This is a genomic window from Streptomyces sp. NPDC050703 (assembly GCF_040654435.1).
Lineage (GTDB): Bacteria > Actinomycetota > Actinomycetes > Streptomycetales > Streptomycetaceae > Streptomyces.
In genome coordinates, this window is sequence record NZ_JBFAHX010000004.1 from 37,189 (window position 1) to 49,012 (window position 11,824).

Sequence of the window (11,824 nt, forward strand, 5' to 3'; positions counted from 1 at the left end):
GCGCGGGCGGAGGGTAGCGTCTGCGGGAAAGCGCCCCCATACCGACGAACGCCGCGTTGCCGAGCCGCCCATGGGCTCCACCACGGCCCTACCCAAGGGAAGACGCACACCTGATGCCGGACCGTAGCCGCCCTTCGTCTCCACCGCAGGACCCCGACTCCCAGGGCCCGGAGTCCCGGGACGCGGGTGCCCAGGGCACGGGCAAGGACGACGACAACCCCTTCGCGCCGCCGCCGGAGGGGACTCCGGACCGGCCGTGGCAGCCGCGCCGCTCCTCGGGCGACGACTCGTCGGGGGGTGACTCCGAAGGCTCCGGGCGGAACTCCCCCTGGGGCAGCCAGTGGAGCGACCGCCAGCCGGGCCGCTCGCAGGGCGGCTTCGGCGATCGCCCCGGCCGACGGGACGGTTCCGGCCAGGACGACCCGGCCAAGCCGGGCGGCGGGCCGCGCTGGGACCCGACGGACCCCGCGCAGCGGCGAGCGCGCTACGCGCTGCTCTCCGGCATGTGGGCCTTCTTCTTCGCCCTCTTCGGCTGGCGGTACCTCGCGCTGCTGCTCGGCGCGCTGGCGCTGAGCTGGGCCATCCAGTCCCTGCGCGCGAAGCCGCGCACCCCGGACCCGACGGCTCCGGCTCCCGCGCAGGACGGGGCGGCGCAGCGGGCCACGTCCTCGACGAGGCCGCAGACGACGGCCGCGATCAGCGGCCTGGTGACGGGCGCGCTCGCGCTGCTGATGGTGGCGGGGACGTTCACGGCTCAGCTCGTGTACCGGGACTACTACACGTGCGTGGACGACGCCCTCACGAGCACGGCGCAGCAGAACTGCGAGGATCTGCTGCCGAAGCAGCTGCGGCCGTTGCTGGGCGAGCAGGACTAGGGGTTGCTGCTGGGCCCGGGTCCGGGCCTCGCTTCGGGACTGGGCTTGGGCCCGGCCTCACGGGTGGGTCTGGGCCTGGGCCCGGGCTGCTACTCGGGGTTGCGGCGGGAGTGGGGGCCGGGCTCGCTGTGCGGCTCGGGCCGGATCTCGGGCACGCGGTGCGGCTCGGGCCGGATCTCGGGCTCGGGGTCGCGGGGAGTCGTGGTCCGGGTTTCGGGTGCGGGGTGCGGCGGGCTCTGGGGCTTGGGCGGGGCTTTGAACCGGGCGGCGGTTCCGGTTTCGGTCTCGGTTCCGGTCTCGGTTCCGGTCTCGGTTCCGGTCTCGGCCCCGGTCTCGGTTCCGGTCCTGAATCCGGTCCTGATTCCGGTCCTGATTCCGGTCCCTGCCTCAGCCTGAGGGAAAGCCCTGGGCGGGATCGTCGGCCTTGGTGGGGCCGCGATCGCAGGGCCGCCGGCCGGGAGCGGCGCCAACGCCCCGGGCGCGGGCGTGCGTGGGGGCGCGCCGACGGGGTTGGTGGCCACCGGGAGCGGAGTGTCCCCCCTTCGGACCCGTACGGACCACAGCCGGGGCAGCCGGGGCAGCCGGGACAGCCGGGGCCTCGGCAGCGGCGGACGCGGCAGCCGGGGCCGCGGCAGGGCTCCGGAGAACGGCAGGCCGAGCCGCGGGGTCCACCAGGGGCGCCGGCCGTCCCACGTGAGCAGACGCCAGGCCCGTACGACGATGGCCACGGGCACCGCGACCGCCGCCGTCCACGCCAGCGCCGTCGCGCCCGCCAGCCACCACGCGGGGCCGAAGTCGGCGAGGGCCGCCGCGCCCATCGGACCGCCCGCCAGCCCCGCGAGCACCGCCATGGCCGCCCCGCACACGACCGCGGACGCCGCCGCGCTGACGGCGGTACGCCCCGCCGACCACACCTCGGCCCGCTCCCCGCGCGCGGGCGCCGCCGCCCGGACGGTGCACCAGGCCACCACGCACCCCGCCGCCACCGGCACCATGAGGACCGCCGCCGCGAGCACGCCTTCCCGCCCCGCCGCGGGCACCGCCTCCAGCAGCGGGAACGGCGGCAGCGGCGGGCCCGCCTCCACCCCCCGGGGAGCCGCCACGGTGCCGGTGCCGACGGCGAAGCCGGGGCCGAGGGCGTAGGCCGCGCCCCACACGGCGGCGTTCGGCACCAGGGCCACGGCCAGCAGGAACACGGCGACGCTACCCGTCCACACGCTCGTGATCTGCCCGAACGAGGCGTGGACAGCGCCGATGTGCGCCACGAGGGCCGCCGCGACGAGCAGCGCGCCGCCGCCCACGAGCGCCACCGCGCCCGCCGCGCCCGCCCGCACCACGGCCAACGCCTCGCCGCGCACGAAGGGCCCCCGTACGACATGGGGCCGCAGGAGATCGGGCAGCACGTTCAGGGCGGGCCGTACGGACACCGGCAGCGGACCGCGCGGGTACCCGTGCCCGGCCCACACCCCGAACCCCGCGACCACCGCCACCAGCAGCGGCACGCTCGGCAACGCGTCCAGCCAGTCGGGCCGCGGCTCGCCTCCCGACGCGTACACCAGCATGAAGAGGGCGACCAGCAGGTACCCCGACACCACCCCGCCCCACGCCGTACGCACGGGATGACCGCACCCGTCGGGAGCCGCCGCGTCCCGCGCCGCCCGGTGCACGAGCCAGCCCGGCAGGACGACGAGGAGCAGGGGCGTGAGCCCGACCGGCGCCGGTACCCCCGAGGCGGTGTCCGCCCTGATCAGCTCGGTGCCGTGCGCGAGGAGCCAGAGGCTCGCCACGACGCGCAGCACCCCGTCGGGCCCGCTGTCCGGGTAGGGCGAACCGATCCAGAGGACCATCACGAGGACGGCGAACGCACCGAGCCCCAGGAATGCGGCGACGGCCCCCACCACCATGCAGGCGGCCAGGTCCGGCGAACGGTCTCGCATGCGTTCTCGCGACGCCGACGGTTTCACGGGCGACGGGGCTGCGCTGTGATCGGTCGTTAGGGTCACCCGGCCATGCTGCCAACGACACGCGCCTTCTTCACGTAACAGGCGAATATCGGATGTGTCGCCCAATATACGTTTATGTAATTATTCGTACTGCGGACAGCCGTGCCCGGCGGCCGTCCGCGTGCGTCGGCCCACGCTGCGGAGAGTCCGACATGACCCAGAGCCCTGCCACGCCTCTGCCGTCTCCCGAGGAACGACGCAGGCTGCGCGAGGCGAAGTCACTGACCCAGGCCGAACTGGCCGCCACGCTCGGCATCCCGCACGAGACGGTCCGCTCCTGGGAGTCCGGCCGCGTCCCCCCGGAGGGCCGCGAGGGCAAGGCCTACGAGAAGCTCCTGACGACCTTCGCGGCCACGGGGGCGCCGGGGGCCTCTGAGCGGGTCCGGCGGGGTGGGCGGGCCGAGCGGAGTGGACGGGCCGAGCCACTGTCGGAGCCGGGAGCGCGGGCAGAGCCGGGAGCGCGGGCGGAGCCGGGGCCGGGGGCGAGGCCGGGCCCGCGTTGGGCGGAGGCGCCCCGTCCCGAGGACGACCCCCGGCCCGCGCACGTCTTCGACGCCCTCTGCGCCCACACCGCGGGCACCCTGGTCCGCCAGGCCTACCTGCTCACCGGCAGGCGGCGCCTGGCCCAGGAGTCGGTGGAGCGTGCCTTCCAGCACGCGTGGCAGAGGTGGCCGGAGGTGGCCGTGGACCGCGACCCCGCAGGCTGGGTACGGGCCGCCGTGCACGAGTACGCGATGTCCCCCTGGCACCGCTTCCGCCCCGGCCTGCGCCACCCGGACCCCCCGCCCCCGGAACCGGCCGACCGCGCCCTCTTCCGCGTCCTCATGGACCTGCCGCCCGCCCAGCGCCGCACCCTGCTGCTCTACGACGGCGTGGGCCTCGACCTGCCGGAGACCGCCGCCGAGACGCAGGCGAGCACTCCGGCCACCGCGCACCGACTGATGCACGCGCGCGAGGCGGTGGCCGAGGCCCTGCCCGACCTGACGGCCCCCGAGGACCTCCACCGCCGCCTCGGCGAACTGGCCGCCGCCGCGGGTCTCCGGCCCCCCGAACCGGAACACGTCCGCCTGCGCGGCGAGCACCGCACCCGCGTGTGGACCCGCGCGGCGATCGCGTTCACCGCCCTGATCATCGGAGCGACGTCCCTGACGCTGCGCACGGCCCCGACCCGCTACGAGGCCCCCCTGTCCCCCGGCAAGACGATCACCGGCGTCCCCGCGTACATGGGCCCGTCCCCCCTGAACGGCCGCTCCCGCACCCTCCACGCCTACCTCGACGCCCAGCTGTCGACGGGCCCCGGCCGCCTCACCCCGGGCCTCGGCTAGCACACCCTCGCACCCCGGCCCCCGGCCCCCGGCCCCCGGCCGGCACTCCGAAAACGAAGAAGTGGGCCCGCGTCCCCCAGAGGAGACGCGGGCCCACTTCTGAACCGCTGGGCCGGACGCCCTGATCAGCCGGCGAGGATCTCGCGCGCGAGCTTGGCGGTCTCGGTCGGCGTCTTGCCGACCTTGACGCCGGCGGCCTCAAGGGCCTCCTTCTTCGCGGCGGCGGTGCCGGAGGAGCCGGAGACGATGGCGCCCGCGTGGCCCATCGTCTTGCCCTCGGGCGCCGTGAAGCCCGCGACGTAGCCGACGACCGGCTTCGTCACGTTGGCCTTGATGAAGTCCGCCGCGCGCTCCTCGGCGTCGCCGCCGATCTCACCGATCATGACGATCAGGTCGGTGTCGGGGTCGGCCTCGAACGCCTCCAGGGCGTCGATGTGCGTCGTGCCGATGACCGGGTCGCCACCGATGCCGACGGCCGAGGAGAAGCCGATGTCACGCAGCTCGTACATCATCTGGTACGTCAGCGTGCCGGACTTCGAGACCAGGCCGATGCGGCCCGGCTTCGTGATGTCGCCCGGGATGATGCCGGCGTTGGACTGGCCCGGGGTGATGAGGCCGGGGCAGTTCGGGCCGATGATGCGGGTCTTGTTGCCCTTGGCCTTCGCGTACGCCCAGAAGGCGGCGGAGTCGTGGACGGCGATGCCCTCCGTGATGACCACGGCGAGGGGGATCTCGGCGTCGATGGCCTCGACGACGGCGGCCTTGGAGAAGGCCGGCGGCACGAAGAGGACGGAGACGTTGGCGCCCGTCTTCTCCATGGCCTCCTTGACGGTGCCGAAGACCGGCACCTCCGTGCCGTCGAAGTCGACGGACGTGCCGGCCTTGCGCGGGTTCACGCCGCCGACGATGTTGGTGCCGTCACCCAGCATGAGCTTGGTGTGCTTCATGCCCGTGGCACCGGTCATGCCCTGGACGATGACCTTGCTGTCCTTGTTGAGGAAGATAGCCATGGCTGTTCTGTCCCTCGTCCCTTACTTCGAAGCCGCGAGCTCGGCGGCCTTGTCGGCCGCGCCGTCCATGGTGTCCACGCGCTGCACGAGCGGGTGGTTGGCGTCGCTGAGGATCTTGCGACCCAGCTCCGCGTTGTTGCCGTCGAGACGCACGACCAGCGGCTTCTCGACCTTCTCACCCTTGGACGCGAGCAGCTCCAGGGCCTGCACGATGCCATTGGCGACCTCGTCGCACGCGGTGATGCCACCGAACACGTTGACGAAGACGGACTTGACGTCCGTGTCGCCGAGGATGATCTCCAGGCCGTTCGCCATGACCTCGGCGGAGGCGCCGCCACCGATGTCGAGGAAGTTGGCGGGCTTCACGCCGCCGTGGTTCTCACCGGCGTACGCGACGACATCGAGGGTGCTCATGACGAGACCCGCGCCGTTGCCGATGATGCCGACCTCGCCGTCGAGCTTCACGTAGTTGAGACCCTTGGCCTTGGCGGCAGCCTCAAGCGGGTTGGCTGCGGCCTTGTCCTCAAGCGCCTCGTGCTCGGGCTGGCGGAAGTCGGCGTTCTCGTCGAGCGAGACCTTGCCGTCCAGGGCCAGGATGCGACCGTCCTTGGTCTTCACCAGCGGGTTGACCTCGACGAGGAGCGCGTCCTCGGCGACGAAGGTGTCCCACAGGGTCACCATGGCCTCGGCGACCTTCTCGGCCACGTCGGCCGGGAACTTCGCCTGCGCCACGATCTCGCGGGCCTTCTCGATGGTGACACCGTCGTTGGAGTCGACCGGGACCTTCGCGAGGGCCTCGGGGGTCTTCTCCGCGACCTCCTCGATGTCCATGCCGCCCTGCACCGACGCCATGGCCAGGAAGGTGCGGTTGGTGCGGTCGAGGAGGTACGAGACGTAGTACTCCGCCTCGATCTCCGGGGACAGCTCGGCGATCATCACCTTGTGGACCGTGTGGCCCTTGATGTCCATGCCGAGGATGTCCGTCGCGCGAGCGACGGCCTCGTCCGGGGTCCCCGCCAGCTTCACGCCGCCGGCCTTGCCGCGGCCACCGACCTTCACCTGCGCCTTGACGACCGACTTGCCGCCCAGTCGCTCGGTGGCCTCGCGCGCCGCCTCAGGCGTGTCGATGACTTCACCGGCCAGCACCGGTACACCGTGCTTGGCGAAGAGGTCCCTCGCCTGGTACTCGAACAGGTCCACGCGCGTCCGTCCCTTATCCGTGATCTCGCTGCGATCTCGCTGCTTTGGTGTCAGCTGTCTGCGTGGGCGTGCCGCGGAGGGCAACGTGACTGCGCTGTCACAAGGGAGGCGTAGGACGGAGTCCAGTACGCGGCATGTCCGTCTCGCAGGTTATCGCCGCGGGCCGCGCCTCCCTAAATCGCAGATCACATTTGGGCGGTGATGACGGTCACAGATCGTGCGCCGCCGGGCACCGGGCCGGCTCCGAACGGCGCCCGGGTGCCGCCCATTTGCTCCCGTTGCTCCGGCAATCGGCCGGCGTACGAGATGTGCGTCACGCTTCCGCGCCCGCGGTCACGCCACCGCCGTGTCGGGTATGGGGAGAGGGCGCTTCTCGATCGCGGCGGCCATCACCTCCGGGAAGAGGTCGGGTGTGCACGCGAAGGCCGGCGCGTCCAGCGCGGCGAGCGCCGCGGCGTGCTCGCGGTCGTACGCCGGTGCCCCCTCGTCGGAGAGCGCGAGCAGCGTCACGAACTGCACTCCGGACGCCTTCATCGCCGCGACCCGCTTCAGCATCTCGTCACGGATGCCGCCTTCGTAGAGGTCGCTGATGAGGACGACGACGGTGTCGGCGGGACGGCTGATCTGCGACTGGCAGTAGGCGAGGGCGCGGTTGATGTCCGTGCCGCCGCCCAGCTGCGTGCCGAACAGGACGTCCACCGGATCGTCGAGCTGCTCGGTCAGGTCGACGACGTTGGTGTCGAAGACGACGAGCCGCGTGTTCAGCGAACGCATCGAACCCAGCACCGCCCCGAACACCGAGGCGTACACCACGGACGCCGCCATCGAACCCGACTGGTCGATGCAGAGGACGACCTCCTTCTTCACGGACTGCGAGGCCCGCCCGTACCCGATGAGCCGCTCGGGCACGACCGTCCGGTACTCCGGCAGGTAGTTCTTCAGGTTCACCGCGATCGTGCGGTTCCAGTCGATGTCGTGGTGGCGCGGCCTGCTGACGCGCGCGCTGCGGTCGAGCGCGCCGGTGAGGGTGGCGCGGGTCCGCGTCGCGAGCCGCTTCTCCAGCTCCTCGACGACCTTGCGTACGACGGCTCGCGCGGTCTCCTTGGTCGTCTCCGGCATGGCCTTGTTGAGCGAGAGCAGCGTGCCCACCAGGTGGACGTCCGCCTCGACGGCCTCCAGCATCTCCGGTTCGAGGAGCAGCGCGGAGAGCCCGAGCCGGTCGATGGCGTCGCGCTGCATCACCTGGACGACGGACGAGGGGAAGTACGTCCGGATGTCCCCCAGCCACCGCGCCACCGCCGGCGCGGACCCCCCGAGCCCCGCGGCCCGCTCCTGTCCCTGCTTCCGGCCGCCCTTGTCGCCCGCTCCCCCGTACAGCGCCTGAAGCGCCCCGTCCATCGCGGCGTCCCGCCCCCCGAGCTCGCACCCGGTCCCGTCGGCCCCGCCGCCGCCGAGCACCAGCCGCCACCGCCGCAACCGCTCGTCCCCCATGCCACTCACTCCGACCGCCTCCCCTGCCCCGCCACGCCCCGCCATGCCTGTCACGCCACCACACTCCTCGCCGGCTCGCATCGGCTCCCGCCGGCTCGCCTTCACGCCTGTCCCCGCCATCGCCGTGGCGATCCCTCTGTACGACTCAGCAGCCGCCGCCCCGGATCTACCGCGGCCCCGCCACCGCCGATGCCGCCCCCTCCAGCGCCGGCGCCACCCCCTACCGCGCCCCAGCCGGTGGCCCACCGCTCCGAGCCGAGGGCCCGGTGGCGGTCACCGTCCCGGTGGCGGTCACCTCGCCGCCCCTGCCCGGCCGGCACCCGCCTCCGTCGGCTCGGCACCCGCCCCCGTCGGCTCGGCGCCCGTCCCGGCCGGCTCGGCAACAGGCCCGGCCCGGCCGGCATCTGCCCCCGCCGGGGCGGTACCCGCTCCCGTCAGCCCGAGCAGCAACCGCACCGTCGGCACCACGGCGTCCGCGCGCTCCGCGTCCAGGTCCTCGGCGAAGCCGGGTATGCCTAGGCCGGTCGTCGGGGGCCCGGCCGTGGCGGGGCCCCGGCGGACCAGCTCGCCCAGGGTCCGCCGCACCCCCGGCTCGTACGCCGAGAACGTGCGCCGCAGCAGCGGCAGTACGTCGATGAATGCCTCGTCCGACACCCCGCTGAGCCACGCGTCCACCAGGCCCAGCAGGCGCTGGTCGTGGACGAGCAGCATGCCGCCCCCGGAGCCGCCGCCGACGAAGCCCTCGATCCAGGCGGCTCCTTCGGCGGGCTCGCTGCCCCGTGACAGCGCCAGGCCCATGAGGCGGGCGGCCTCCTCGTCCGCCAGTTCCCCGCTGTCCAGGAGCAGCCGCACGCTGCGCCCCCGGACGACCCCGGCCACGGCGTCCCGCTGCGCCAGCAGCCGCAGCACCGACCACCACCGGGCACGGACGTCGGGCGCGGCCTCGGTTCCGGGCCCCGCCACGTCACCCCCGGCGCCCCCGGCACCTCCGGGCCCGAACTCGCCGAGCAGCCCCACCGCCTGATGCACCGCGTCGACATGGCCCCGCATCTCCAGCGCCGCGTCCGTGTCGAGGCCCGCGCACGCACCCGGCAACCCCACGAAGACCCGCTCGGCGAGACCGAGGGCCACTTCGCCGAGCGCCGCCGTGTCCGTGCCCCGCACGTCCCCGTACCGCAGCGACCGCACCAGCGCGGGCAGCGCCTGCGCGAGGTGCCCGACGTCCGCGTCCAGCGCCGCGCGGTCGGCGAGGACCCGCATCACCACCGGCAGCGCGTCCGGCAGCTCCGCCAGCAGGCACCGCTCGGCGAGTGCCGTGACGTCGGCCAGCGCCCCCGTACCGACCGCGTCCGCGGACGCCTTGCCGGTGGCCGCGCCCAGCACCGTCGTGCCCCAGACGCCCGCCTCCGCGACCCGGACCGACAGCTCCGGCTCCCACCGCAGCCGCCAGGTCTCCCGGAACGTCCCCGTGCTCCCCCGCGACCGCGCCGGCTCCCCCCAGCCGACCCCGAGGAGCCGCAGACGGTGCAGCAGCGTGCTGCGCGCCGCGTCCGTCTCCTTGCGCAGGTCCAGCTCCAGCTCCCGGTCGAGCGCCTCCGGTTTGAGCCGCAGTCTGCGCTGCAACCGCGTGAGGTCACGCTGCAGCGGCACCGCCGGCGCCGACTCGGGCACTTCGCCCAGGACATCGCCGACGACCAGCTTGTCGTGCACCAGGGCGAGCGGCACGTCCGAGCCCTCGCACATCACCGCCCGCACGGCGTCGGTGGTCTCGGTGAGCCCGGCCAGCGGCCTCCCCCGCATCGCGGCGAGCGTGTCGGCGAGCCGGACCGCCTCGATGACGTGCGCGGACGAGACGAGCCTGTCCTCGTCGCGCAGCAGCCCCGCGACCTTGGTCATCCAGCGCTCGACGGGTCGGTCCGGGGCGCTGAACAGGTGGCCGTACCACCCGGGGGACACGATTCCCGCGCCGTACCCACTGGTCCGGGAGAGCCTCCGGTGGGTCCACGGCACCCACGTCATCTCCGCCTTCACCTTGGGCAGCCCCTTGAGCAGCGCCCGGTCGGCGGCCACGGTCGTCCTCCGCCGCAGGGCAGGCACATGCCAGGCCCCGCACACCACGGCCACGCGCCCCGCCCCGAACTCCCGTACGGCGGCCCGCGTCTGAAGCCGCATGTACGCCTCGCGGATCAGGTCACGGCCGTGCCCGCCGTCCCCATAGGTCTCGCGCAGGGCCTCCATGGCATCGCCGAGCGCCTCGAAGGGCGCCAACGCGTCACTCTCCGTCGCGCGGTGCTCGACCACGTCCTCCCACCACCGCTCGGGATCGTCGTACCCGGCGGTCTCGGCGAGCACGGCCAGCGGATCGACGCGCACGGCCTCCTCCCCCGCGGAGGCTTCACCGTCCCCTTCCGATGCCCCACCTCCCCCTTCGGCCCCCGCCGGCTCCTCCGTCCGCGCCAGCGACTGCGCGGCCGGCAGGTCGATGAAGCGGACCGGCACGCCCCGCCCGACGGCCCACCGGATGGCCACCCACTCCGGGGAGAACTCGGCGAGCGGCCAGAACGCCGAGCGGCCCGGCTCGTCCACCACGTGCGCGAGCAGCGCCACGGGCGGCCGCATCCCCTCGTCGGCGGCGAGCCCCACCAGCGGGTCGGCCTCGGGCGGCCCCTCGACGAGCACGGCGTCCGGCAGCACCGCGTCGAGCGCGGCCCGCACCGCCCTCGCCGAGCCCGGCCCGTGGTGCCGCACCCCGAGCAGCAGCGCCCCGCTCTCGGCCCCCTCCCCCGACCTGGTCATACGCTCACCTCGCGGCAGGCGCGGTAGAAGTCCTTCCAGCCGTCGCGCTCGCGCACGACCGCCTCCAGGTACTCCTGCCAGATCACCCGGTCCGCCGCCGGATCGCGGACGACGGCGCCGAGGATGCCGGCCGCGACGTCGCCGGGGCGCAGGACGCCGTCCCCGAAGTGGGCCGCCAGGGCGAGGCCGTTGGTGACGACGGAGATCGCCTCGGCGGTCGACAGCGTGCCGCTGGGCGACTTCACCTTCGTACGCCCGTCGGCCGTCACGCCGTCGCGCAGCTCGCGGAAGACGGTGACGACGCGCCGTATCTCGTCGATGCCCTCGGGGCCCGCCGGCAGGTCGAGCGAGCGTCCGATCTGGTCGACGCGGCGCGCGACGATGTCGACCTCGGCGTCGGCGCTCGCCGGCAGCGGCAGGACGACCGTGTTGAAGCGACGGCGCAGGGCGCTCGACAGGTCGTTGACCCCGCGGTCGCGGTCGTTGGCCGTGGCGATGAGGTTGAATCCCCGTACCGCCTGGACCTCCTGGCCGAGCTCCGGGATGGGCAGGGTCTTCTCGGACAGGATCGTGATCAGCGTGTCCTGCACGTCCGCCGGGATGCGGGTCAGCTCCTCGACCCGTGCCGTCATGCCGTCGGACATGGCGCGCATGACGGGGCTGGGCACGAGCGCGTCACGGCTGGGGCCGTGGGCGAGGAGCTGCGCGTAGTTCCACCCGTACCGGATGGCTTCCTCCGGTGTGCCCGCCGTGCCCTGCACGAGCAGCGTCGAGTCACCGCTGACCGCCGCGGCCAGGTGCTCCGACACCCAGGTCTTGGCGGTGCCGGGCACACCGAGCAGGAGCAGGGCGCGGTCGGTCGCGAGGGTGGTGACGGCCACCTCGACGATGCGGCGGGGCCCCACGTACTTCGGTGTGATCACCGTGCCGTCGGGCAGCGTGCCGCCGAGCAGATACGTCGCGACGGCCCACGGCGACAGCTTCCACCGCTGCGGGCGCGGCCAGTCGTCCTGCGCGGCGAGCGCGGCCAGTTCGGCGGCGAACGCGTGCTCGGCGTGGGGCCGCAGGGCCTCGGCCCGATTCGCGGTCGCGGACGTCGTCGAGTCGACGGATACGGACATGGA

The 11,824-nt window shown here is 74.0% G+C and carries 8 protein-coding genes; 2 read left to right on the forward strand and 6 right to left on the reverse strand.

The genetic code is table 11. The features are described 5' to 3' along the window. The first annotated feature begins 113 nt into the window (after nucleotides 1-113). Nucleotides 114-875: a hypothetical protein gene (locus tag AB0I16_RS04940; RefSeq protein WP_363247923.1), complete on the forward strand. Its 762-nt coding sequence runs from the start codon at nucleotides 114-116 to the stop codon at nucleotides 873-875. An 89-nt stretch (nucleotides 876-964) separates the two neighbouring features. Here the strand turns inward: AB0I16_RS04940 and AB0I16_RS04945 are convergent, their stop codons facing one another. Continuing rightward, nucleotides 965-2,812: a DUF6350 family protein gene (locus AB0I16_RS04945; protein ID WP_363247924.1), complete on the reverse strand. Its 1,848-nt coding sequence runs from the start codon at nucleotides 2,810-2,812 to the stop codon at nucleotides 965-967. Between the two features lie 218 nt (nucleotides 2,813-3,030). On the opposite strand from AB0I16_RS04945, the gene AB0I16_RS04950 reads away from it, so the two are divergent. After that, nucleotides 3,031-4,203 (forward strand): helix-turn-helix domain-containing protein, encoded by a 1,173-nt coding sequence (locus AB0I16_RS04950; RefSeq protein ID WP_363247925.1) that lies wholly within the window; start codon nucleotides 3,031-3,033, stop codon nucleotides 4,201-4,203. A gap of 125 nt (nucleotides 4,204-4,328) precedes the next feature. On the opposite strand, the gene sucD is transcribed toward AB0I16_RS04950, so the two are convergent. The 5 genes from sucD to AB0I16_RS04975 all read right to left on the reverse strand — a co-directional run bounded on the left by sucD (nucleotide 4,329) and on the right by AB0I16_RS04975 (nucleotide 11,821). Next, nucleotides 4,329-5,213, reverse strand: coding sequence for a succinate--CoA ligase subunit alpha (gene sucD, locus AB0I16_RS04955; RefSeq protein WP_062782865.1), 885 nt, complete (start codon nucleotides 5,211-5,213; stop codon nucleotides 4,329-4,331). A 21-nt stretch (nucleotides 5,214-5,234) separates the two neighbouring features. Continuing rightward, a complete protein-coding gene (gene sucC / locus AB0I16_RS04960) occupies nucleotides 5,235-6,413 on the reverse strand; it encodes an ADP-forming succinate--CoA ligase subunit beta (RefSeq protein WP_363247926.1) in 1,179 nt (392 codons plus the stop codon). A 333-nt stretch (nucleotides 6,414-6,746) separates the two neighbouring features. Further along, on the reverse strand, nucleotides 6,747-7,949 hold the full coding sequence (locus tag AB0I16_RS04965; protein ID WP_363248118.1) for a VWA domain-containing protein: 1,203 nt from the start codon (nucleotides 7,947-7,949) through the stop codon (nucleotides 6,747-6,749). A gap of 246 nt (nucleotides 7,950-8,195) precedes the next feature. After that, the gene (locus AB0I16_RS04970; protein WP_363247927.1) at nucleotides 8,196-10,700 is read right to left on the reverse strand and encodes a DUF5682 family protein; all 2,505 of its coding nucleotides are present in this window, start codon (nucleotides 10,698-10,700) and stop codon (nucleotides 8,196-8,198) included. Then, nucleotides 10,697-11,821, reverse strand: coding sequence for an AAA family ATPase (locus AB0I16_RS04975; RefSeq protein ID WP_363247928.1), 1,125 nt, complete (start codon nucleotides 11,819-11,821; stop codon nucleotides 10,697-10,699). Before AB0I16_RS04975 ends, AB0I16_RS04970 begins: the two co-directional genes overlap by 4 nt. Nucleotides 11,822-11,824: the final 3 nt, after the last annotated feature.

Bases quoted from the DNA above. Each gene is read 5' to 3' on its own strand.
- AB0I16_RS04975 (WP_363247928.1), bottom strand. From the start codon at position 11,821: ATGTCCGTATCCGTCGACTCGACGACGTCCGCGACCGCGAATCGGGCC.
- AB0I16_RS04940 (WP_363247923.1), top strand. From the start codon at position 114: ATGCCGGACCGTAGCCGCCCTTCGTCTCCACCGCAGGACCCCGACTCC.
- AB0I16_RS04945 (WP_363247924.1), bottom strand. From the start codon at position 2,812: ATGCGAGACCGTTCGCCGGACCTGGCCGCCTGCATGGTGGTGGGGGCC.
- sucD (WP_062782865.1), bottom strand. From the start codon at position 5,213: ATGGCTATCTTCCTCAACAAGGACAGCAAGGTCATCGTCCAGGGCATG.
- AB0I16_RS04965 (WP_363248118.1), bottom strand. From the start codon at position 7,949: ATGGCGGGGCGTGGCGGGGCAGGGGAGGCGGTCGGAGTGAGTGGCATG.
- AB0I16_RS04950 (WP_363247925.1), top strand. From the start codon at position 3,031: ATGACCCAGAGCCCTGCCACGCCTCTGCCGTCTCCCGAGGAACGACGC.
- AB0I16_RS04970 (WP_363247927.1), bottom strand. From the start codon at position 10,700: ATGACCAGGTCGGGGGAGGGGGCCGAGAGCGGGGCGCTGCTGCTCGGG.